Genomic DNA, 21,028 nt, shown 5'->3' with positions numbered 1-21,028 from the left:
GATCAGCTTTCGCAGGCAACGGGGTCGGTGAAGACACCGGATTGGAAGAAGGTCTGGCCCCACAGCGGATGCACCATGGTCAGCGTGAAGCGGAACAGGCCGCCGCCGAGGTCGGTGTGCACGACGCGGCAGGTGCCGGGTGTCAGCAGCATCGGCACGCCGATGCGCCAGCGGCCACGCACCAGGGCGAACCGGCGGCTCTGGAAGACCAGCGATCCCGCTTCCTCGAAGACGTCCAGCGTCATCGTCAGGCCGCCGTCGGTGCGTTCGCGCAGGCCGCCGTCGGGGCCCATCTCCTTGGTGGAGCGAACCATGCGGTCGCCGCCAAGGCTGGCGCGATGGAAGCAGCGCTCCCACACCATTCCGCCCTGGGGGTCGCCGTGCACGCGGACGGTGGTTGGCATGTCCGAGGCGTTGGTTCGCGTCAGCGGGCCGCCGAAGGCATGCGCCATCCGCGCGAAGAGGCGGCCGATGGGCGAGCAGCGCAGTTCCAGATGGCCGGCATAGGCCGTGTCACCGTGGGCCACCCCGAAGCGGCGTTGCACATTGGCCGGCAGCCGTGCCCAGCCCTCGGCGCCGACCAATGCGGGCAGGTCGAGCGGGGCAGCCACAGGCGTCGGCGTGCTGCGAAACAGGTGGGGCAAGAGGTTCGACAGGGCGGTCATCGTGAGGCTCGTTCGGGTTGCGGATGCCACCCTTATTGCCAAAATCGGGCCACCTCCGATGGCGCACGCAAGTCGTTGATTTCATTGAAGATCGACTTTCGAACTGCATACTTCGTATACAGTGCGCAAAGCCCGGGTCGTCAACGTCGTTGACAGGCGATCCGCGGCCCAACCCAAGCTCGCTGCACATGCTGATTCACGTCTTTCTGGCCTTTGCCCTGTTCGAAACGCTCGCGCTCATTGCCGTGCTGCTGGTGTGGGCCGACAGGGTGGCGGGCGCCCGCTTGCTGGCGATGTTCCTGGCCGGCATCGCGGTGTGGATCACGGGAAACGAGTTGCCCAACTGGTTCGGCCCGCAGGTCGAGGCGGCTGCGCTGGCGTTGCTCGGTACCGCGCCCTTGACCTCGGCCTTCTTCTTTCACTTCTGCGTGGTGTTCTGCCGCGTCGACATCGGCCGCGCGGGCGTCGTTGCGGCCTATGCGCTGGGCGCGGCGGGCTCGCTGATCGCCGAGATCCTGGTGCCCGGCCAGATCGTGCCGCAGCGCTACGTGGGCTGGATCGCCGTCGCCAACACGGTCGGCTGGGCCGCCAGCATGGCGTGGGTCATCCTGGGCATCGGAGGCATCTCGGTGCTGCTGACTGCGCTCATGCGTTCGCGGCCGCCGGCGCGCAGCCAGATCGCCGCTGTCACCGCTTCTTGCCTTTGGGGCATGGTGTGCCTGACGGGCTACGGCATGGCGGTGCTGGATTGGCCGGTGTATCCGTTCCCGCTGCTGGGCTTGCCGCTCTATCCGCTGATCCTGGTCTACGGCATCCTGCGCTACGGCGTCTTCGTGGCGAATGCGTGGGCACGGCGTGCGCTGGTGTGGGCGCTGCTGCTGGCCTTGGCCGCAGCCATCGTGGCCTTGATGCCGCTCCTGCCCATCGAATCGCGATGGCTCGGCGGCTTGGCCGTCGCGGCTGGATGCCTTGCATTGAACGGGCCGGTGCGGCGCTTTGCCGAGCGGCTGATCTATCCAGGCGGCGAGGTCACGGTGGCCGATCTGGGTCACTGGCGCCGTGCGCTCCAGGGAGCCGAAACGCCGCAGGCCTTGGCGCAGCAGGCGGCGACGCTGCTCAGCCATCGCATCGGCACGCAGGTCGAGGTGCGCATCGGCGACGCGGCGCTGCACGACGATGGCACGCCGCAACTGCACTGCACCCGCTCCGGCGGCGCATGGACGACGACCCTGCACGGCTGGGACGCCGCGCCGCCCGGTCCGCGCCATGTGGCCGAACTCTTCGGCAGTGTGGTCGAAGAAGCAGCATCGAACGTCGAGCAGGCCCAGCAGATCGCAGCACGCGAACGCGAGCGGCAATTGCAGGCGCGGCTGGCCGAACTCGGCTCGCTCGCGGCCACTGTGGCACATGACATCCGCAATCCACTCAACATCATTGCGATGGCTGTTGCCGGCGCGCCCAGCGACACGCGGCGCGAGGTGGCGGACCAGGTCGCCCGCATCTCCCACCTCACACGCGACCTGCTGGACTACGCCAAACCGTGGAAACTCGCGCCCGCCCGTATCGACCTGGCGGCCCATGTGCGGACCGCGGCGATGCGCTTGCCCGACGTGAGCCTGGGCGCAGGGCTGAACGGTCCATGGATGATCGAAGCCGACCCGCGCCGCGTCGACCAGGCGCTGACCAACCTGTTCGAGAACGCGCGCACGGCGGTCGCGTCCAGCGACAACGGCGCGGCGACACAGGGCCACGTGCACATCGACGCCGAAGCCCGGGACGGCGACGTGCTGCTGCACGTGTGCGACAACGGGCCCGGCGTGCCGGCCGAGATCCGCGACCGCCTGTTCGAGCCCTTCGCGTCCCGCAGCCCCGGCGGCACGGGGTTGGGCCTGGCGATCGTGGCCCGCATCATGAACGCGCACGGCGGCTCGGTCGCGCTGACCGAGCGCGCGCCGTGGCGCACCTGTTTCACCTTGACCTTTCCGGGAACGCCATGACCGATGCACCCGAAACCGGCAGCGTGCTGCTGGCCGACGACGAACCCGCCTTCCAGCGCCTGGGCGGCAACTTCCTGCGCGACCTGGGCCACGAGGTCACCGTTGCCGGCGATGGCGAGCAGGCGCTGGCTGCTTTCGACAAGCACAAGCCCGAACTGGTGCTGCTCGACCTGGCCATGCCCCCGCACATGGATCCGCAAATCGGCCTGGAGCTGATCCCGCGATTTGCACGCGTGCCCGTGGTCGTGCTCACCGGCCACGGCGAGCACGACCTCGCCCTGCGCGCCACGGAACTCGGTGCCTGGGACTTCCTGACCAAGCCCATCGACCCCGACATGCTGCGCATCGTCGTGGCCCGCGCGCTGCGCAAGGCGCGGCTGGACGCCGAACTCGCCCTGCTGCGCGCGGAGCAGGCCACGGACGACCTCGGCATGGTGGGGCAGGCGCCGGCCACGATGCAGTTGCGCGCGCTCGTGCGCCGCGTGGCGCAGACCACGGTCAGCGTGCTGGTGCTGGGGCCCACGGGCACGGGCAAGGAATTGGTCGCCCGCGCCTTGCACGCCTGCAGCGCGCGCAGCAGCGGCCCCTTCGTGGCGATCCACTGCGGCGCGCTGTCGGCCGAATTGCTGGAGAGCGAACTCTTCGGCCACATGAAAGGCAGCTTCACCGGCGCCTACCGCGACCAGCCGGGCCTGGTGGAAGCGGCACACGGCGGCACGCTCTTCCTCGACGAAGTGGGCGAGATGCCGCCGCCCATGCAGGTCAAGCTGTTGCGCTTCCTGCAGGAAGGCTCTTTCGTGGCGGTGGGCGGGCGGGTGCAAAAGCATGCCGACGCCCGCGTGGTGGCCGCCACGCACCGCGATCTGGAGGCCATGGTGCGCGAGGGCACTTTTCGCGAAGACCTGTTCTACCGCCTCAAGGGCGTGGTGCTGCGCACGCCCGCGCTGTCTGAGCGCCCCGGCGACGTGCCGGTGCTGGCCACGCGCTTCCTGCACCGCGTCGCACCGCGCGCGGGCCTGTCAGCCGGTGCGCTGGCATGGCTCACGGCGCGCGAGTGGCCCGGCAATGTGCGCGAACTCAAGGCCATCGTCGAATCCGCCGGTGCGCTGCTCTTGCCTGACCAGCGCGAGGTCGATGCGCAACTGTTGCGCCTGGCCAGCGGCGACATGGGCGATGACGCGCGGCCCGAACCTGCTGCATCGTCCCAAGGCATCGGCCCGCTGGACGCGGCGATCAACGAACTGGAACTGCGCCTGGTCCGCGATGCCATGACGGCCGCGGGCGGCAATCAATCCGAAGCGGCGCGGCGCCTGGGCATCTCGCGAGTGGGGTTGATCAAGAAACTGACGCGGCTGGGCTTGCGCTAGCGAATGCGCTGGGCGCTACTTGGGTCAAGCCGACGCCTCACCCCTGCCTGCGCACGTGCCACAGCTTCCGGTAAACCGTCGCCCTGCTGATCCCCAACGCGCGCGCTGCCTCGGCCACGTTGCCCCGCGCGTCGTCCACCGCGCGCCGGATCAGATCTGTCTCCACCTCGCGCAGCCTCGGCCTGGCCTCCGCCGCTTCCGGCTCCGACCGGCGCCCCGCCAACTGCACGCGTGCCCGCACGCGCAAGCCGGACCACAAGGGCACTTCCAGCGCCACGTCATCGCGCTTCGCGGCGTCAAAGAGCATTCCAAGCGGCATCGCGAACAGGTCGTTGCTGTGAAGCGCCACCTGCGAGCGAAGAATGGGCTGGTGCAGCATCTGGCGGGCGGCCGCATTGGCGCCGACGACGTAGCCTTCGGCGTCCAGGCACAGCAGCCCCATCGCCTCCGCGCCGATGGTGTAGCCCGGCCATGCCAGGTGCAACAGCAGCGCGCAGCGGTGCTGCTGAACGAGCGCGTTCTCGATGCTGCGCGCCGACATCTCCGCCAAGTGGCGAAGCTCGGGCCGCTCGACGACGCTGACGCCCGTCAGGTCGAGCATGCCGATGCATGCGCCATCCGGTCCGAAAAGCGGTGCGCCGGCGCAGCTGTAGATGCCGGTGTCGTCAAAGAAATGTTCGCCCCGGTGCAGCCACACCGATTCGTGCTCGGCCAATGCCGCACCGATGGCCGAGGTGCCCACTGCCTGCTCCGACAAGTCGACGCCGATGCGGGCAATGTCCAGCGCGCGCCGTCCCTGGGTGTCGGACACCACGGGCAGGGCGCCCACGTCCACCACGATGCCGCGCGCGTCGGTCAGGATGGGGAAGTAGCGCGTGTCGGCCAGCGTGCGCGACAGGCGGTCGAGCACGGGTCGCGCGGCAGTCACCAGTTGGCGGTTGCGCTCGCCGATTTCGCGTGCCTTCTGCCGGGACACGGCGTCGAAGCTGATGCGCTGGCGCGGTTGGCGGCCGGCCGTCAGGCATCGTTCCCATGAACGGGTGATCCACGGTTCCACCTGCGCGCCGCGCGGCGCTTCGCCTTCGATCCACTCCCGGCGCGCTTGCTCGATGGTCGCCATGCGTTCGGGCAGGTGCTGGGGGAGGGCAGAGGTGAGCATTTGCTAGCTGTTTTTCAGGATGGGCCCCGCAGTCATTGCGAAGTCGTGGGGCCGGCGGTGGCTTGTTTCATTTTGAGAATTTCGGCGGCGCAGCGCAATGTGTCCAGGGTTTTGCCCAGGATCACAGTGTTGGGCGGCGTCCAATATGCCATTCGCCAACAAGCCATCACCTACTACGTACGGAGACAGCCAAATGCAGGTTCCCCTCACAGTCAACGGTCAGGCAGTCACGATCGACGCGCCGCCCAACACGCTGCTGGTCCACGCCATCCGGGAGCATCTCCAGCTCACCGGTACCCATGTCGGATGCGACACGGCGCAGTGCGGCGCCTGCACCGTCCACGTGAACGGTCGCGCGGTCAAGTCCTGCAACGTCCTGGTGGCGCAGGTCCAGGGAGCCGAGATCACGACCATCGAAGGCATCGCCCAGACAGACGGCACCATGCACCCCATGCAGGCCGCCTTCAAGGAATGCCACGGCCTGCAATGCGGCTTCTGCACGCCCGGCATGGTCATGAGCGCCATCGACCTTTGCAAGAACCATCCGAACGCGAGCGAGACCGAAGTGCGCGAGCTGCTCGACGGCAACCTGTGCCGCTGCACGGGCTACCAGAACATCGTGAAGGCCGTGCAGATGGGCGGCAAAGCAATGGCTTCGGCCTGAAGAAGGAGCACACATCATGGGTGCATCCGACTTCTCGAAACTCCCGCACATCGGCGAGGCGCTCCGTCGCAAGGAAGACTATCGCTTTCTGACCGGCCGGGGCCAGTACACCGACGACGTGGTCATGGCCAAGCAGACGCATGCGGTGTTCGTGCGCTCGCCGCACGCTCACGCAAAGATCAACTCGGTCGACATCGAGGCCGCCAGCAAGATGCCCGGCGTGGTCGGCATCTTCAGCGGCAAGGACATCGACGGAAAGATGGGCGGGCTGCCCTGCGGCTGGCTCATCAACAACCCCGACGGCACGCCGATGAAAGAGCCGCCGCACCCCATTCTCGCCATCGGCAAGGTGCGCTACGTGGGCGACCACGTTGCGATGGTCGTCGCCGAAACGCAGGAGCAGGCGAAGAACGCCGCCGAGGCGGTAGTGGTCGACTATGACGTGATGCCTGCCCTCGTGCACGTGGCCGACGCGGCGAAGAAGCAAAGCGGCGTCACCCTCCACGACGCAGCGCCCGACAACCAATGCTACAAGTGGACGCTGGGCGACAAGGCGCTGGTCGATGCCGCTTTCGCCAACGCCGCGCATGTCACCAAGCTGGATTTGGTCAACAACCGCCTGATCCCCAACCCGATCGAGCCGCGCGTGGCCATCGGCAGCTACAACCGCGCGACCGAGGAATACACGCTCTACGTCGCCAACCAGAACCCGCACGTCGAGCGCCTGCTGATGACGGCCTTCGTGCTGGGCCTGCCCGAGCACAAGGTGCGCGTGATTGCGCCGGACGTGGGCGGCGGCTTCGGCTCGAAGATTTACCTCTATGCCGAAGACGTAGCGCTGACCTGGGCGTCCAAGCAGCTGAACCGCAGCATCAAGTGGGTGGGTGACCGCTCGGAGTGCTTCCTGTCCGACGCGCATGGCCGCGACCATGTGAGCCACGCCGAAATGGCGATGGACAAGGACGGCAAGTTCCTCGCGATGCGCGTGCACACCGACGCCAACTTGGGCGCCTACCTCTCGACCTTCGCGACGGCGGTGCCAACGATCCTCTACGCCACGCTGCTGGCGGGCCAGTACACGACGCCGCAGATCTACGTGGAAGTCGACGCCTGGTTCACCAACACCGCGCCGGTCGATGCGTACCGCGGGGCCGGGCGCCCCGAAGCAACTTACCTGCTGGAGCGCCTGGTCACGCGCTGCGCCTGGGAAATGAACCTCGCGCAAGACGAGATCCGCAAGCGCAACTTCATCACCAGCTTCCCGTACCAGACGCCGGTGGCGCTGCAATACGACACGGGTGACTTCCACGCCGCGATGAACAAGGCGAACGAACTGGCCGAAGTCAGTGGCTTTGCCGCGCGCAAGGCCGCCACCGAAGCCAAGGGCAAGCTGCGCGGCATCGGCTACTCCAGCTACATCGAGGCCTGCGGCATCGCGCCGTCGAACATCGCCGGCGCGCTCGGTGCGCGTGCGGGCCTGTTCGAATGCGGCGAGATCCGCGTGCACCCGACCGGCAGCGTGACGGTGTTCACCGGCTCGCACAGCCACGGACAGGGACACGAAACGACCTTCGCGCAAGTGGTCGCCGCACGCCTGGGCATCCCGGTCGAGAACGTCGACGTGGTGCACGGCGACACGGGCCGCGTGCCCTTCGGCATGGGCACCTACGGTTCGCGCTCCATCTCGGTGGGCGGCGCCGCCATCATGAAGGCGCTCGACAAGATCGAGACCAAGGCCAAGAAGATCGCGGCGCACCTGCTGGAAGCCAGCGACGCCGACATCGACTTCGCCAATGGCGAGTTCACCGTGAAGGGCACGGACAAGAAGCTTCCCTTCGGCGCGATTGCCCTGACGGCCTATGTGCCGCACAACTACCCGCTCGACAAGCTGGAGCCGGGCCTGAACGAAACCGCCTTCTACGACCCGACCAACTTCACCTTCCCGGGCGGCACCTACATCTGCGAAGTCGAGATCGACAAGCAGACCGGCGAAGTCAAGGTCGACCGCTTCACCGCGGTGGACGACTTCGGCACCATCATCAACCCGATGATCGTGGAAGGGCAGGTCCACGGCGGCCTCGTGCAAGGCATCGGCCAGGCGCTGATGGAAAACTGCGTGTACGACAACGAAGGCCAGTTGCTCACCGGCAGCTTCATGGACTACGCCATGCCGCGCGCCGGCGACTTCCCGCAGTTCAAGCTCGACACCGTGTGCACGCCCTGCACGCACAACCCGCTGGGCACCAAGGGTTGCGGCGAAGCGGGCGCTATCGGATCGCCGCCGGCCGTCATCAACGCGGTGCTCGACGCGCTGGCGCCGCTGGGCGTCAAGGACTTCGACATGCCCGCCTCGCCGCACCGCGTGTGGGAAGCCATGCAAAAAGGCAGCACCACGCCGACGCAACAGCCCGAAACCCCCGCGATGACCGCCAGCACGCAAGGCCGTCCGGCCGCCTGAACACAGAAGGAAACCACAACATGTACGCCTTCACTTTCGAACGTCCCGCGACGGTGGCCGACGCGGTCAAGCTGGCGGCGGCCGGTGGCAAGCCGCTCGCCGGCGGCCAGACGCTGCTCGCTTCCATGAAGCTGCGGCTCTCGGCGCCTGATCAACTGGTCGACCTCGCCGGCATCAAGGAACTCACCGGCATCAAGAAGGACGGCAACACGCTGGTCATCGGTGCGATGTCGCGCCATGTCGACGTGGCCACCAATGCCGATGTCAAAGCCGCGTTCCCCGCGCTCGCGTGGCTCGCTGAGCACATCGGCGACCGGCAGGTGCGGGCCATGGGCACCATTGGCGGCTCGCTGGCCAACAACGATCCGGCCGCCTGCTACCCGAGCGCGGTGCTGGGCTCGGGCGCGACGGTCGTGACCTCGCAGCGCGAAATCGCGGCAGACGACTTCTTCCAGGGCCTGTTCGCCACGGCGCTCAAGGAAGACGAGTTGATCACCGCCGTGCGCTTTCCGGTCCCCAAGCGCGCGGTGTACGAAAAGCTGCGCCAGAAGGCGTCGCACTTTCCACTGGTGGGCGTGTTCCTCACGCAGTCCGACAGCGGCGCCGTGCGCGTGGCCGTCACTGGCGCGGGCAACGGCGTGTTCCGTCACAAGGGGCTGGAAGACGCGTTGACCAAGAGCTTCACCCCCGAGTCGGCCGCCAGCGTGAAGATCGATTCGGGCGAGCTCAACAGCGACCTGCATGCGTCGGCGGCGTATCGGGCGAACCTGATCAGCGTGCTGACGCAACGCGCCGTCGCGAAAGCCTAGTGTGCTGTCCCACAAATAACTGTGGGACAGTGCACTAGCCGCGCCCAGGCTGCGCGCACGTCGTGCCGCAACGCCAGCCATCCGATCGGGGCAACACGAGCGGCCGGGCAATGCCGGTTGCGCCGTGTTCCCCGTCGAACTTCCTTCCAAGCGCGCTCCACGAGCGACCGCGCGAATCGCGGTAAAAAGACGGTATGACATCTTCCACGCCGGCCGCTCCCTTCTCTTCCATCGACGCGGTCGCGCAGGCGCTTCAGGCGGCGGGCTACTTTGCCGATCGCCGGCTGGCGACGGCGGTGTTCCTGGCGCTCAAGCTGCAGCGGCCGCTGTTGCTCGAAGGCGAGCCGGGCGTGGGCAAGACCGAACTTGCCAAGGCGCTGTCGGTCGCACTCGGCAGGCAACTGTTGCGCCTGCAGTGCTACGACGGCCTGGAGCAGCGCGAGGCGCTCTATGAGTGGAACTACGCCGCGCAACTGTTGCACATGCGCGCAGCGGAAGCCCTGCACGTGGCACGCGACATCGAGTCGGAGGTCTACCAGCCGCGCTACCTCGTGCGCCGGCCCTTGCTGCAGGCGCTGGAAACGCCGCCGCCCGGCGCCGTTCTGCTCATCGACGAAGTCGACCGCGCCGATGAACCCTTCGAAGCCTTCCTGCTCGAATACCTTGGCGAGTACCAGGTCAGCATTCCCGAACTGGGGACGGTGCAGGCCATCGTGCCGCCGGTGACCATCCTCACCAGCAACCGCACGCGTGACCTCAACGATGCGGTCAAGCGGCGTTGCCTCTATCACTGGCTCGACTATCCCGAGCGCGACCGCGAACTGGCCATCGTCCGTGCCCAGGTGCCGCAGGCGGGCGAGGTGCTGTCGGAACAGGTGGCGAACTTCGTGGGGCGCCTGCGCAGCATGCCGCAAGGCACCGCCTTCCAGCGATCGCCCGGTATCGCCGAAAGCGTCGAGTGGGCGCGGGCGCTGGTGGCGCTCGACACGCTGGAACTCGATCCTGAAGTGGTGGTCGACACGGCCGGCATCCTGTTCAAGCAGCGCGACGACGTGGCTGCGCTCACGCAGGCCGTGGCCGGCGATCTGCTCAAGCCGGAAGCGGAAGACGCGACACCGTGACCGGCTCCGTCCAGCAGCTCGGCGACGCGCGGCGCGGCAAGCTGGCCGGCAACATGACGGCCTTCGGGCGTGCGCTGCGTCGCGCGGGCGTGCGCACCGACGCGGCGCGCATCGCCTTGGCCGCGCAAGCCGCCATGCTGGTCGGCGTTGAAACCCGGGCGGATCTGTGCGCCGCCATGGAAGCCGTGATGGTCAGCCGCGAGCAGGACCGCATGGTGTTTCGAGAACTGTTCGAGGCCTGGTTCCAGGACCCCGAACTCGCCAACAAGATGCTCGCGCAGATGCTGCCCAGCGCCGAGGGCAAGATGGAGCCCGTCAAGCGCCGTCCGCGCGTGCGCGAGGCGCTGGCCGCCCCCAAGCCGCCCAAGCAGGCCGCCCAGACCGATCGCGAAGTCCAGTTCGACGCCGCCATGACGGCCAGCGACCGCGACCGCCTGCAGCACGCCGACTTCAACGCGCTGGGTGCCAGCGAATACCTGCTGGTCGAACGGTTGGCGCGCGACGTCACCTTGCCAGTGCCTTCGATCCCCGCGCGCCGCCTGCGCGCGGCTGGCATGGGGCGCCGCCCGCATTCGCGCATGCATTGGCCGGGTGTCTTGCATGAAGCCGGGCGCACCGGCGGCGAACTGGTTCGCCTGCCCCGGCTGTCGCGGCGCGATCAGCCCTTGCCGCTGCTGGTGCTGGTCGACGTGTCGGGCTCGATGGAGCGCTATGCCCGGTTGCTGCTCGCCTTCCTGCACGCCGCCACGCGCCGCGCGGGACGCCGCGATGTGTTCGCCTTCGGCACGCACCTGTCCGACCTGACGCCGGCATTTCGCCTCGCCGACACCGACGACATGCTGGTGGCCGCCAGCGCGGCCATCGACGACTTTGCGGGTGGCACGCGACTGGGCGCGTCGCTGGCCCAACTGCGCGCGAAGCATGCGCGCCGACTGACCGGGCGGCGCACGCTGGTGCTGGTCATCAGCGACGGCCTGGACACCGGCGAGCCGGAGATGCTGGAGCAGGAACTGCTCTGGCTCAAGCGCCACGCGCGGCGCGTGCTGTGGCTCAACCCCTTGCTGCGCTTCGAGGGCTACGCCCCCCTTGCCCGCGGTGCGGCCATGTTGCACCGCCATGCAGACGCGATGCTGGCGGTCCACAATCTGAATGCCCTCGAACAACTGGCCACGAGTCTCGCCGCGCTCATGCGTGCGGGCCGCTGACAAGAACGACACCGCACACAAGGAAGAACAACATGGACATGCAAGGTACACGGCAGCTGGGCGTCACGCAGCAGCAGGCATGGGAGGCGCTCAACGACCCCGAGACGTTGAAGAAGTGCCTTCCGGGCTGCGACAAGTTCGAGAGCACGGGCGAGAACCAGTACGCCGTCGGCATGGCCGTGAAGGTGGGGCCGGTGTCGGCCAAGTTTTCCGGCAAGGTCACGCTCAGCGACATCCAGCCGCCGAGCGGCTACAAGCTGGCCTTCGAGGGCCAGGGCGGCGTGGCGGGATTCGGCAAGGGATCGTCGAGCGTCTCGCTAGTGCCCAACGATGCCGGCTGCGAACTCGCCTACACGGTGCAGGCGCAAGTGGGCGGCAAGATCGCGCAGCTCGGACAGCGCCTGATCGATGGTGCGGCCAAGTCGATGGCCGACGATTTCTTCAAGCGTTTCGACAACGAAATGCAGGAACGCTACCCGCCGCCTGCAGCTGCAGCTGCGCCCGCTTCGGCGGCTGACACGATGTCGCAGAAGGCACCCGCAGAATCGCCGGGCTGGTGGGCGCGTCTGCTTCGCTGGCTGGGCATCGGCCGCAAGGATTGAATTCAGGGAGAGAAAGTCAAATGGAAAATCTGGACGTCATGGTCTTGCGCACGCTGCGCGACTGGCGCACCGAAGGCCGGCGGGCACTGCTCACGACGGTGGTGCGCACCTGGGGCTCGTCACCCCGGCCGGTCGGTTCGATCATGGCGCTGGCGGACGACGGCGCGGTGATTGGCTCCGTGTCCGGCGGCTGCATCGAAGACGACCTTATTGCGCGCTACAGCCGCGCCCACGGCGCCGCGCAGGACATGCCCAGCGGCAAGCCGGTGCTCGTCAAGTACGGCATCACGGCGGACGAGGCGCATCGCTTCGGCCTGCCGTGCGGCGGCACGCTCGAACTGCTGATCGAATTCGACCCCGAGCCCGAATCGCTCAAGACGCTGGTCGCAGCGCTGGAGGAAGGGCGCCTCATGCAGCGCACGGTGTCGCTGGCCGATGGCAGCGTGAAACTGGCGGAATCGAAGGCGCCTGCGGAGCTCACGGTGAACGAGGTCGAACTCGTCAACACCTTCGGGCCGGAATACCGCATGCTGCTGATCGGCGCCGGCCAACTCGCCGAATACTTGGCCACCATGGCGCGCTTCAGCGGCTTTGCCGTGACGCTGTGCGACCCGCGCGCTGAATACCACACGACCTGGTCCATCCCCGGCATTGCCCTCAGCACCGAGATGCCGGACGACGCCGTGAAGGCCTTCAAGCCCGACCGCCGCACCTGCGTGGTCGCGCTCACGCATGACCCCAAGCTGGACGATCTTGCGCTGCTGGAAGCCCTGGAAAGCGAAGCCTTCTACGTGGGCGCCATCGGTTCGCGGCGCAATGCGGACGCGCGCCGCGCGCGGATGATCGAGCACTTCGACCAGACTGCCGAATCGCTTTCGCGGCTGCGGGGGCCCATCGGCATTTATGTAGGGAGCAAGACGCCGCCGGAGATTGCGGTGAGCGTCATGGCTGAGATCATTGCGGTGAAGAACGACGTGCGGTTGCCGCGGGAGATCGAAGTCGCGCACGCGAAGGCGCTGCAGGACGCCTGAACGGCATCCGCACCGGCTTGGCGATTCAGCGCCGGTCGGTGGTCTTCGGCGAAACCGACGCCGGCGGCACCTGCAGGCCCGAATCCTTCGTCCGCTCGCGAAACAGCGCCGCCCGCATCAGGAAGATGGTCGTCACCGGGGCCGTGACCGCAACGAACAGCGCAATCAACACCGCGTGCAGGAACAGGCTGAACCCCTGCACCGAGAAATAGACGATGGTCGCGATCGTCATGCACCACACGCCCACCGTCGCCCCCAGCGTCGGCGCGTGAATACGCCTGAAGAACGTCGGCAGCCGCACCAGCCCGAAAGAGCCGATGGCCGCGAACGCAGCCGACGCCACCACGAAGACCGCCGTCGCAATTTCGGCCCACAGCGGCAGGGGCCCGATGATGAAGTCGTTCATTCGATCACCTCGCCGCGCAGCAGGAACTTGGCCAGCGATGTCGAGCCCACGAAGCCGAAGAGCGCGATCAGCATCGCCGCCTCGAAGTACACGCTGCTTGCGTAGTTGATGCCCAGCACCAGCATCATCAGCATGCCGTTGATGTAGAGGCAGTCGAGCGCCATGACGCGGTCTTGCGCCGTCGGGCCGATCAGCAAGCGCGCCAGTGCGCACAGCATGCCGACGGCCAGCAGGAAGAGGGCCAGCTTCACGGCCCAGAGCAGGAAGGGCGTCATGACTCGAAGATCTCCATGAGGGGCCGCTCGTAGCGTTGCTTGATGAGGGCGATGAAGGCCGCGTCGTCGCGGTGGTGAAACACGTGGATGATGAGCGAGCTGCGATCAAAGGCCAGCTCCGCCCACGCCGTGCCGGGCGTGAGGCAAAGGATCATCGCCAGCATGGCCAATGCATAGGGGTCGCGCATGTCCAGCGGCACGGTGACGAAGTGCGAGGAGATGTCCCGCGTGCGGCGCGTGAGCAATAGCCGCGTCACCTCCAGCGCCGACTCCACCAGGTCGACCACGATGTGGCCAGTCAGCCCGATCAGCGCCCTTGGCCTGCGCACGCTTGCCCAAGCCGGGCGAAGGCTGCGCGTGAGCAGCGGCACGCCCACCGCAAGGATGGCGGCCAGCAGCAGCGTGGCCGGATGAATCGACTGGTTGAGCAGGATCCACACGACGAACAGCACCATCGACAAGGGCGGCGAGGGCATCCAGCGTTTCATGGCGTGCCTTTCGCGGGAGAAGCGGTCGAAGGGGTCTTGGCCGGCGACGGAACCTGCCGCGCATTCATTACCGCACGGCGATAGGCGGTCGGCGCATCCAGGCCCCGCGCCGTGGCCGTGGCGTGTTCCATCACGCGCTCGGCCTGGATCGACAGCGCAAGGCAGGCGGCCAGCAGCGCCGCCACGGGCAACACCTCGACCGCGCGCAAGGCGGGCAAGGAACTCTGCGGCGCCGTCCAGAAGTGGCGGATGCCGGCACGGCTCAACGCGATCAGCGTGAAGAGGCCCGACACCAGCACCAGCGCCGCAAAAGCCCACGCCGATGGGCTGATGGCCGGGGCGTCGAACACACTCGACAGCATCGCGAACTTGCCCACGAAGCCCGAGAGCGGCGGCAGTCCCGCCAACAGCAGGGTGCAGGCCACGAAGCTCAGGCCGAGGAAGGCGACGCCGGCCGGAATGGCGCGGCCGTAGAGCGCCTGCTGTTCGTCGTCGAGGTTGACCTCTTCCAGCGGCTTCAGGTCTTCCGCCAGGAAGGGCGCGGTGCCGTGCGCTTCGTGCGCCGCGATGCTGGCGCCCGCGTTGCGCCAGCGCTCGACCATGTCGATCAGCAGAAAGAAGGCGCTGGCAGCCAGCGTCGAATTCAGCAAGTAGTACAGCGCGCCCGCCCACACCGCGGGCTGCGACAGCCCCACGGCCGCCAGCAAAATGCCCGCGGACATCAGCACGCCGAAGCCCGCCAGGTTGGACAGGCGCTGCGTGCCGATGACGCCCAGCGCACCCACGAAGAGCGTGGCCAGACCGATGGCGATCAGCACGTTGTGGCCGAAGCCGATGGCGCCGCCCGTGGCGCTGGCGAACAGCACCGTCCACAGCCGAAGGATGGTGTAGACCCCCAGCTTGGTGAGCAGGGCAAACACCGCGCTGACCGGCGACACCGCGGCGCTGTAGGCCGGCACGAGCCAGAAGTTGAGCGGCCAGGCGCCCGCCTTGGCAAAGAAGGCAACGCCCAGAATGGCCGCGCCCGCATGCACCAGTCCGCGCTCGGAAGGATCGAGCGCCGCGATGCGCATGCCCATGTCCGCCATGTTGAGCGTGCCCGTCACGCCGTAGAGCATCGATGCGCCGATGAGGAACAGCACCGAGGCGGCAAGGTTGATCGCGATGTAGTGCAGCCCGGCGTGCACGCGCAACTTGCCCGATCCGTGCAGCAGCAATCCGTAGGAAGCCGCCAGCATCACTTCGAAAAACACGAAGAGGTTGAACAGGTCGCCCGTGAGAAAGGCGCCGTTGAGCCCCATGATCTGCAACTGCAGCAGCGGATGGAAATGCACGCCCGCACGGTCCCAGCGCGAGGTGGAGTAGATGGATGCGGCAAAGGCCACCACGCCCGTCAGCGTCACCATCATGGTCGACAGGCGATCGGCCACCAGCACGATGCCGAAGGGCGAGCGCCAGTTGCCCGGCAGGTAGACGCCGATGGAGCCCGGGCCGCCGCCGGTGTCGGGCGCATTCACCCAGCGCAGCAGCGCCAGCGCCACCAGCAGGCCGACGAGCCCCGAGATCACCGTCAGGACCGACTTGGTGCGGCGGTGGCGCTCTTCGAGCGTCAGCATCAGCGCGGCGGTGAGCATCGGCACCAGGATCGGCGCGGCCACCAGGTGCGGCATGGTAGCGTCGAGCATGCGGTCGAGGAAGGCGAAGACTTCGTTCATGTGTCGCCTTCTTCGCCGTCGACGTGGTCGGTGCCGTTCAGGCCGCGCGAGGCGAGCACCACCACGAGGAACAGGGCCGTCATCGCAAAGCCGATCACGATGGCCGTCAGCACCAGCGCCTGCGGCATCGGGTCGGCCGTGTTGGCCATGGTCGACGTGATGCCCGCAATGAGGATGGGTTCACTGTCGACCTTCAGGCGCCCCATGCTGAAGATGAAGAGGTTCGCCGCATAGGACACCAGCGTGAGGCCCATGATGACCTGGAAGGTGCGCGGGCGCAGCAGCAGGTACACGCCCGACGCGGTGAGGAAGCCGATGGCGATGGCGAGCACGGCTTGCATCAGGTACTCGCCCCCGCAGTGGCAGTCGTCGCTTCGGCTTCGCGCGCTGCTCGTTCCTCCTCGGCGCGTTCTTCCTGCTCGCTGACCCAGCGATGGCTTCGAATCGATTGGTGGGCGAGCGCGGTCAGGATCAGCATGGTGGCGCCGAGCACGAGCGTGAACACGCCCATGTCGAAGAAGAGCGCGCTCGGCACGTGCAACTCGCCCAGCACCGGCACGTGCAGGTGTGCCGTGTGCGTGGTCAGGAAGGGATAGCCCAGCACCACCGCGCCGCCACCCGTGGCCAGCGCGAGCAACAGCCCCACGGCGATCCAGCGTCGTGGATAGATGCGCAGATGCTCTTCGACCCATTCGGTGCCCGAGACGATGTATTGCAGCAGCAGCGCCACCGACATCACGAGGCCCGCCACGAAGCCGCCGCCCGGCTGGTTGTGGCCGCGCATGAAGAAATACACCGACACCAGAACCGACAACGGCAGCAGCAGGCGCACCAGCACGGCCGGCACCATGAGGTAGCCCACGGCCGTGTCGTGCGCCAGCCGCGGATTCACCAGGTCGCTGCTGCCATCGTCCGGCTGCGCGCGTTGCTGCGGCGGAAGGGCCATCGACTCGATGGCGGGCCGAAAGCGCCGAAGCAGCGCATAGACGGTCAGCGCGACGATGCCCAGCACCGTGATCTCGCCAAAGGTGTCGAAACCGCGAAAGTCCACCAGCATCACGTTCACGACATTGGTGCCGCCGCCGTCCGGCAGCGCGTGCTCCAGGAAGAAGCCCGAGATGCTCTGCGGGAACGGGCGCGTCATCATCAGCCAGGACAGCGCCGCCATGCCCGTGCCGGCTGCGCCGGCCGTGAGCAAGTCGCGGCTGCGCCGGGCCCATCGGCGCAGTCGCACGCCCACCGGTTGTTCAGTCGCCTTGCGCAGCGGCAGCCAGCGCAGGCCGAGCAGGATCAGCACGGTGGTCACGACCTCCACGACGAGTTGCGTCAACGCCAGGTCCGGCGCAGAGAACCAGATGAAGGTGATGCAGCAAACCAGGCCCGCCGCCGATGCCAGCATCAGTGATGCAAGTCTGTGGAACTTGGCCTGCCAGGCAGCCGCCACCGCGCAGGTCGCGCCGATGACCCAGGTCATCGCGAACATCGGCGAAAAGGCGATCAACTCCGCGTTGCCGCGCGATGCCGGCGCAAACCACAAGGATGCGCAGGCACCCGCGATGGCCAGGAGCACCATGATCAGCAACTGCATCTGCAGGCGCCGCGTGCCGAGCATCCGGCGGCCGCGACGGCCCGTTTCGCTCAGGCGGGCCAGCATGTTTTCAAAAAGACGCTGCCCGTCGAAGCGATGCAACAGCGGCGTGACCTCGAGCCAGCCGTGTGCGCGCATGCGCCGCTGCACGAAATAGATGATCGCCCCCCCGGCCAGGGCCACAAAGCTCATGGCCAGCGGCAGGTTGAAGCCGTGCCACAGGGCCAAGCTGTAGTCCGGCAACTCGCCACCGACCACAGGCGACGCAGCCGCCGCAAGCAACGGCCCCACCGACCATGCCGGTGCAACGCCCACCACCAGGCAGATCAGCACCAGAAGCTCAACCGGAACGCGCATCCAGTGCGGCGGCTCGTGCGGCTTGCGCGGCACTTCGTCGCCACACGGCGGCCCGAAGAAGACATCGACCGACAGATGCAGTGAATAGGCCACGCTGAACATGCCCGCCAGCGTGGCGATGAACGGCAAGGCCACGTCGACCCACGGGTTCGCGTCGATGAACACCGTCTCGGCAAAGAACATTTCCTTCGAGAGAAAGCCGTTGAGCAGCGGCACGCCCGCCATCGATGCGCTCGCAATGATTGCGAGCGTGCCGGTGATCGGCATGAGCTTGATGAGGCCGCTGAGCTTGCGGATGTCGCGCGTACCGCTTTCGTGGTCGATGATGCCGGCCGCCATGAAGAGCGAGGCCTTGAAGGTCGCGTGGTTCATCACGTGGAACACCGCCGCCACGGCCGCCAGCGGGCTGTTCAGCCCCAGCAGCAGCACGATCAGGCCCAGGTGCGAGATGGTCGAATAGGCCAGCAGCGCCTTGAGGTCGCGCTGGAACATCGCCACGTAGCCGCCCAGCAGCAATGTGATGGCACCCGCACCGCCAACGAGCCAGAACCACGCCTCGGTGCCCGAGAGCACGGGCCACAGGCGCGCGAGCAGGAACACGCCCAGCTTCACCATCGTGGCCGAATGCAGGTAGGCCGAGACCGGCGTGGGCGCCGCCATGGCGCGCGGCAGCCAGAAGTGAAACGGAAACTGCGCACTCTTCGTGAACGCGCCGAGCAGGACCAGCACCAGCATCGTGAGGTACAGCGGATGCGCCTGAATCGCCTTGCCCGAGGCCAGCACCTCATCGAGCTCGTAGCTTCCCGCCATGCGCCCGAGCAACAGCACGCCCGCCAGCAGGCACAGCCCGCCCGCGCCCGTCACCGTGAGCGCCATGCGTGCGCCGCGCCGTGCGTCGCGCCGGTGATGCCAGTAGCCGATCAGCAGGAACGAGAAGAGGCTGGTGAGTTCCCAGAACACCACCATCTGGACGATGTTGCCCGAGAGCACCACGCCCATCATCGAACCCATGAAGGCCAGGAAGAACGAGAAGAAGCGCGGCACCGGGTCAGACGGCGACATGTAGTAGCGCGCATAGAGCACCACCAGCGCACCAATGCCGAGCACGAGCATGCTGAACAGCCACGAGAAGCCGTCCAGCCGGAAGATGAGATTGAGCCCCAGGGCGGGAATCCAGGTGATCTCCTGGCGGATCACGTTGCCATTGGCAATCCCCGGAAAGAGCCACGCCATCTGAATGGCGCAACCGAGCGCGACGAGACCCGCCAGCGTGGACTCCCGATTGCGGGCGTCGGACGGCAACAAGGCAGCCAGGACGCTGGCGAGAAATGGAAGCGCAACGGCAAGGACCAGTGGCATTGCGGTCGATTCTATCGACCGGCTCCTTGGCGCTGGCTTAAATGAGCCGGTGGAGGCTCGGGAAAATCAGCCCGCGAACATCCTCACGCTGCGCACGCCGAGCCATGTCAGCACGAGCGAGCCACCGAGGTGCGCCGCAGCGGTGAGAAGCGCAACGCCGATCCGGTCTTCCAGAAGCATCGTGACCACCTCGGCCGAGAAGCTGGAGAAGGTGGTGAGTCCACCCAGGAAGCCGGTGACGATGGCCAGGCGCCAGATGGGCGAGAGTTCGGGTATGAACTGGAAGGTCGCGATCATGATGCCGATGAGGTAGCCGCCAATGAGATTGGCCGCCAGCGTGCCCCAGGGCATGACGCCGACGCCCAGCCAGAGCCCGAGCCCCCAGCGCGACAGCGCGCCCAGTGATGCACCAAGGGAGATCGCAATGACGGCAGGAAGCATCCCGCTATTTTTCCACGCCCATCACCATGTTCGGCAACACGGTCACGATGCTGGGGAACAGCGTGATGATCGCGATGCATACCACCAGGCAGAAAAAGAACGGAATCGCGGCCTTGGCGATCACGTTGCTGTCCTTGCCCGTCATGTTCTGCAGCACGAAAAGGTTGAAGCCCACGGGCGGCGTGACTTCGGCAATCTCGACCAGCAGCACGACGAAGATGCCGAACCACACCAGGTCGAAGCCGGCCTTCTGGATCATCGGCAGCACCACCGCGCTGGTCAGCACGATCATCGAGATGCCATCCAGGGCCGTGCCCAGCACAAGGTAAACCACCACCAGGGCGCTGATGAGCGCGTAGGGCGACAGGTGCATGCTGTCCACCCATTCGGCCAGTTCGCGCGGAATGCCGGTGAAGGCCATCGTCTTGGTGAGGAAGGCGGCGCCGGCCAGGATGAACATGATCATGCAACTGGTGCGCGTGGCGCCCATCAGGCCGTCCTTGAAGTTCTGCCACGTCAGGCTGCGGCCCCACGCCGCAATCCCCAGCGAGCCCAGCACGCCGAAGGCCGCGCATTCCGTGGCCGTGGCCCAGCCCGCGACCAGCACCCAGACGATGAAGACGATCAGGAGGCCGCAAGGAATCAGGTTGCCCGACAGGCGGATCTTTTCCTTGAAGCTGGTCGGCGGATCGGCCGGCGGCACCTGGTCGGGGTTGCGCAGGCTCCACCAGCCGATGTAGCCCGAGAACAGCAGCATGAGCAAGAAGCCCGGCAGGAAGCCCGCCAGGAAGATGCGGATGATGGAAGCATCGGCCGCCACCGCGTAGACCACCATCGTGATCGAAGGTGGAATCAATATGCCGAGCGTTCCGGCCGTTGCAAGCGATCCGATGGCAAGCTTCTCGTTGTAGCCGCGGCGCTTGAGTTCAGGCAGCGCCACCTTGGCGATGGTGGCGCAGGTGGCCGCGGAGGAGCCCGAGACGGAGCCGAACACGCCGCAGCCCAGGATGGTGGTGTGCATCAGCCGGCCGGGCACGCGGTTGAGCCACGGGCGCAGGCCTTCGAACATCTCTTCGCTCAGCTTGGTGCGAAACAGGATCTCGCCCATCCAGATGAACAGGGGCAGCGCCGCCAGCTCCCAGCTCGCATTGCTTTCCCAAAAGGCGGAAAACAGGTTCTTGCCCGGCAGCGTGTTGGTGAAGAAAGCCTGACCGACCCAGCCGACGATGGCCAGCGTCATCGCAATCCACACGCCGCCGGCCAGCAGCACCAGCATGATGACGAGCAGCAAGGCGCCCATGAGAAGTGTTTCGAGCATGGG

General features: G+C 67.1%; 19 protein-coding genes. 9 read left to right on the top strand and 10 right to left on the bottom strand.

The window, feature by feature from the left end; translation table 11 throughout:
- Window positions 1–2: 2 nt before the first annotated feature.
- Window positions 3–665 carry a DUF4166 domain-containing protein gene (locus QTI66_RS15530; protein WP_286560682.1) on the bottom strand — a complete coding sequence of 221 codons (663 nt, stop codon included), beginning with the start codon at window positions 663–665 and terminating at the stop codon, window positions 3–5.
- A 188-nt stretch (window positions 666–853) separates the two neighbouring features.
- Between QTI66_RS15530 and QTI66_RS15525 the strand changes: the two genes are divergently transcribed.
- Window positions 854–2,662 carry a sensor histidine kinase gene (locus QTI66_RS15525; RefSeq protein WP_286560681.1) on the top strand — a complete coding sequence of 603 codons (1,809 nt, stop codon included), beginning with the start codon at window positions 854–856 and terminating at the stop codon, window positions 2,660–2,662.
- A complete protein-coding gene (locus tag QTI66_RS15520) occupies window positions 2,659–4,029 on the top strand; it encodes a sigma-54-dependent transcriptional regulator (protein WP_286560680.1) in 1,371 nt (456 codons plus the stop codon). The genes QTI66_RS15525 and QTI66_RS15520 overlap by 4 nt, the downstream gene beginning before the upstream one ends.
- 37 nt (window positions 4,030–4,066) lie before the next feature.
- Here QTI66_RS15520 and QTI66_RS15515 read toward each other — a convergent pair whose 3' ends face one another.
- A complete protein-coding gene (locus tag QTI66_RS15515) occupies window positions 4,067–5,188 on the bottom strand; it encodes a helix-turn-helix domain-containing protein (RefSeq protein WP_286560679.1) in 1,122 nt (373 codons plus the stop codon).
- Between the two features lie 193 nt (window positions 5,189–5,381).
- Between QTI66_RS15515 and QTI66_RS15510 the strand changes: the two genes are divergently transcribed.
- The 7 genes from QTI66_RS15510 to QTI66_RS15480 all read left to right on the top strand — a co-directional run bounded on the left by QTI66_RS15510 (window position 5,382) and on the right by QTI66_RS15480 (window position 13,078).
- Window positions 5,382–5,852 (top strand): (2Fe-2S)-binding protein, encoded by a 471-nt coding sequence (locus QTI66_RS15510; RefSeq protein ID WP_286560678.1) that lies wholly within the window; start codon window positions 5,382–5,384, stop codon window positions 5,850–5,852.
- Between the two features lie 16 nt (window positions 5,853–5,868).
- Entirely contained in the window at window positions 5,869–8,310 is a 2,442-nt protein-coding gene (locus QTI66_RS15505) for a xanthine dehydrogenase family protein molybdopterin-binding subunit (protein ID WP_286560677.1), read from the top strand.
- A 20-nt stretch (window positions 8,311–8,330) separates the two neighbouring features.
- Window positions 8,331–9,119: an FAD binding domain-containing protein gene (locus QTI66_RS15500; protein WP_286560676.1), complete on the top strand. Its 789-nt coding sequence runs from the start codon at window positions 8,331–8,333 to the stop codon at window positions 9,117–9,119.
- Window positions 9,120–9,313: 194 nt separating this feature from the next.
- Complete coding sequence (locus QTI66_RS15495; protein ID WP_286560675.1) at window positions 9,314–10,240, top strand: AAA family ATPase; 927 nt, start codon at window positions 9,314–9,316, stop codon at window positions 10,238–10,240.
- A gap of 53 nt (window positions 10,241–10,293) precedes the next feature.
- A complete protein-coding gene (locus tag QTI66_RS15490; RefSeq protein WP_286560890.1) occupies window positions 10,294–11,445 on the top strand; it encodes a vWA domain-containing protein in 1,152 nt (383 codons plus the stop codon).
- Between the two features lie 32 nt (window positions 11,446–11,477).
- Entirely contained in the window at window positions 11,478–12,047 is a 570-nt protein-coding gene (locus tag QTI66_RS15485) for an SRPBCC family protein (protein ID WP_286560674.1), read from the top strand.
- A 20-nt stretch (window positions 12,048–12,067) separates the two neighbouring features.
- Window positions 12,068–13,078 (top strand): XdhC family protein, encoded by a 1,011-nt coding sequence (locus tag QTI66_RS15480; RefSeq protein ID WP_286560673.1) that lies wholly within the window; start codon window positions 12,068–12,070, stop codon window positions 13,076–13,078.
- A 25-nt stretch (window positions 13,079–13,103) separates the two neighbouring features.
- Here the strand turns inward: QTI66_RS15480 and mnhG are convergent, their stop codons facing one another.
- From mnhG to QTI66_RS15440, 8 genes are all read right to left on the bottom strand, one after another.
- Window positions 13,104–13,484, bottom strand: coding sequence for a monovalent cation/H(+) antiporter subunit G (mnhG, locus tag QTI66_RS15475; RefSeq protein ID WP_286560672.1), 381 nt, complete (start codon window positions 13,482–13,484; stop codon window positions 13,104–13,106).
- The gene (locus QTI66_RS15470) at window positions 13,481–13,759 is read right to left on the bottom strand and encodes a K+/H+ antiporter subunit F (protein WP_286560671.1); all 279 of its coding nucleotides are present in this window, start codon (window positions 13,757–13,759) and stop codon (window positions 13,481–13,483) included. Before QTI66_RS15470 ends, mnhG begins: the two co-directional genes overlap by 4 nt.
- Window positions 13,756–14,247, bottom strand: coding sequence for a Na+/H+ antiporter subunit E (locus QTI66_RS15465; protein WP_286560670.1), 492 nt, complete (start codon window positions 14,245–14,247; stop codon window positions 13,756–13,758). The genes QTI66_RS15470 and QTI66_RS15465 overlap by 4 nt, the downstream gene beginning before the upstream one ends.
- Complete coding sequence (locus tag QTI66_RS15460) at window positions 14,244–15,962, bottom strand: monovalent cation/H+ antiporter subunit D (protein WP_286560669.1); 1,719 nt, start codon at window positions 15,960–15,962, stop codon at window positions 14,244–14,246. The genes QTI66_RS15465 and QTI66_RS15460 overlap by 4 nt, the downstream gene beginning before the upstream one ends.
- On the bottom strand, window positions 15,959–16,303 hold the full coding sequence (locus QTI66_RS15455) for a Na+/H+ antiporter subunit C (RefSeq protein ID WP_286560668.1): 345 nt from the start codon (window positions 16,301–16,303) through the stop codon (window positions 15,959–15,961). The genes QTI66_RS15460 and QTI66_RS15455 overlap by 4 nt, the downstream gene beginning before the upstream one ends.
- The gene (locus QTI66_RS15450) at window positions 16,303–19,266 is read right to left on the bottom strand and encodes a monovalent cation/H+ antiporter subunit A (protein ID WP_286560667.1); all 2,964 of its coding nucleotides are present in this window, start codon (window positions 19,264–19,266) and stop codon (window positions 16,303–16,305) included. Before QTI66_RS15450 ends, QTI66_RS15455 begins: the two co-directional genes overlap by 1 nt.
- A gap of 66 nt (window positions 19,267–19,332) precedes the next feature.
- The gene (gene crcB / locus QTI66_RS15445; RefSeq protein WP_286560666.1) at window positions 19,333–19,707 is read right to left on the bottom strand and encodes a fluoride efflux transporter CrcB; all 375 of its coding nucleotides are present in this window, start codon (window positions 19,705–19,707) and stop codon (window positions 19,333–19,335) included.
- A 4-nt stretch (window positions 19,708–19,711) separates the two neighbouring features.
- Window positions 19,712–21,025 carry a TRAP transporter large permease gene (locus QTI66_RS15440; protein WP_286560665.1) on the bottom strand — a complete coding sequence of 438 codons (1,314 nt, stop codon included), beginning with the start codon at window positions 21,023–21,025 and terminating at the stop codon, window positions 19,712–19,714.
- Between the last annotated feature and the right edge of the window lie 3 nt (window positions 21,026–21,028).

It is taken from the genome of Variovorax brevis (genome assembly GCF_030317105.1).
Classification (GTDB): domain Bacteria; phylum Pseudomonadota; class Gammaproteobacteria; order Burkholderiales; family Burkholderiaceae_C; genus Variovorax; species Variovorax brevis.
The sequence above is the reverse complement of the archived record's forward strand: the minus strand, read 5'-3'. Positions and strand labels throughout refer to the sequence as shown.

Bases quoted from the DNA above. Each gene is read 5' to 3' on its own strand.
- QTI66_RS15530 (WP_286560682.1), bottom strand. From the start codon at position 665: ATGACCGCCCTGTCGAACCTCTTGCCCCACCTGTTTCGCAGCACGCCG.
- QTI66_RS15525 (WP_286560681.1), top strand. From the start codon at position 854: ATGCTGATTCACGTCTTTCTGGCCTTTGCCCTGTTCGAAACGCTCGCG.
- QTI66_RS15520 (WP_286560680.1), top strand. From the start codon at position 2,659: ATGACCGATGCACCCGAAACCGGCAGCGTGCTGCTGGCCGACGACGAA.
- QTI66_RS15515 (WP_286560679.1), bottom strand. From the start codon at position 5,188: ATGCTCACCTCTGCCCTCCCCCAGCACCTGCCCGAACGCATGGCGACC.
- QTI66_RS15510 (WP_286560678.1), top strand. From the start codon at position 5,382: ATGCAGGTTCCCCTCACAGTCAACGGTCAGGCAGTCACGATCGACGCG.
- QTI66_RS15505 (WP_286560677.1), top strand. From the start codon at position 5,869: ATGGGTGCATCCGACTTCTCGAAACTCCCGCACATCGGCGAGGCGCTC.
- QTI66_RS15500 (WP_286560676.1), top strand. From the start codon at position 8,331: ATGTACGCCTTCACTTTCGAACGTCCCGCGACGGTGGCCGACGCGGTC.
- QTI66_RS15495 (WP_286560675.1), top strand. From the start codon at position 9,314: ATGACATCTTCCACGCCGGCCGCTCCCTTCTCTTCCATCGACGCGGTC.
- QTI66_RS15490 (WP_286560890.1), top strand. From the start codon at position 10,294: ATGACGGCCTTCGGGCGTGCGCTGCGTCGCGCGGGCGTGCGCACCGAC.
- QTI66_RS15485 (WP_286560674.1), top strand. From the start codon at position 11,478: ATGGACATGCAAGGTACACGGCAGCTGGGCGTCACGCAGCAGCAGGCA.
- QTI66_RS15480 (WP_286560673.1), top strand. From the start codon at position 12,068: ATGGAAAATCTGGACGTCATGGTCTTGCGCACGCTGCGCGACTGGCGC.
- mnhG (WP_286560672.1), bottom strand. From the start codon at position 13,484: ATGAACGACTTCATCATCGGGCCCCTGCCGCTGTGGGCCGAAATTGCG.
- QTI66_RS15470 (WP_286560671.1), bottom strand. From the start codon at position 13,759: ATGACGCCCTTCCTGCTCTGGGCCGTGAAGCTGGCCCTCTTCCTGCTG.
- QTI66_RS15465 (WP_286560670.1), bottom strand. From the start codon at position 14,247: ATGAAACGCTGGATGCCCTCGCCGCCCTTGTCGATGGTGCTGTTCGTC.
- QTI66_RS15460 (WP_286560669.1), bottom strand. From the start codon at position 15,962: ATGAACGAAGTCTTCGCCTTCCTCGACCGCATGCTCGACGCTACCATG.
- QTI66_RS15455 (WP_286560668.1), bottom strand. From the start codon at position 16,303: ATGCAAGCCGTGCTCGCCATCGCCATCGGCTTCCTCACCGCGTCGGGC.
- QTI66_RS15450 (WP_286560667.1), bottom strand. From the start codon at position 19,266: ATGCCACTGGTCCTTGCCGTTGCGCTTCCATTTCTCGCCAGCGTCCTG.
- crcB (WP_286560666.1), bottom strand. From the start codon at position 19,707: ATGCTTCCTGCCGTCATTGCGATCTCCCTTGGTGCATCACTGGGCGCG.
- QTI66_RS15440 (WP_286560665.1), bottom strand. From the start codon at position 21,025: ATGCTCGAAACACTTCTCATGGGCGCCTTGCTGCTCGTCATCATGCTG.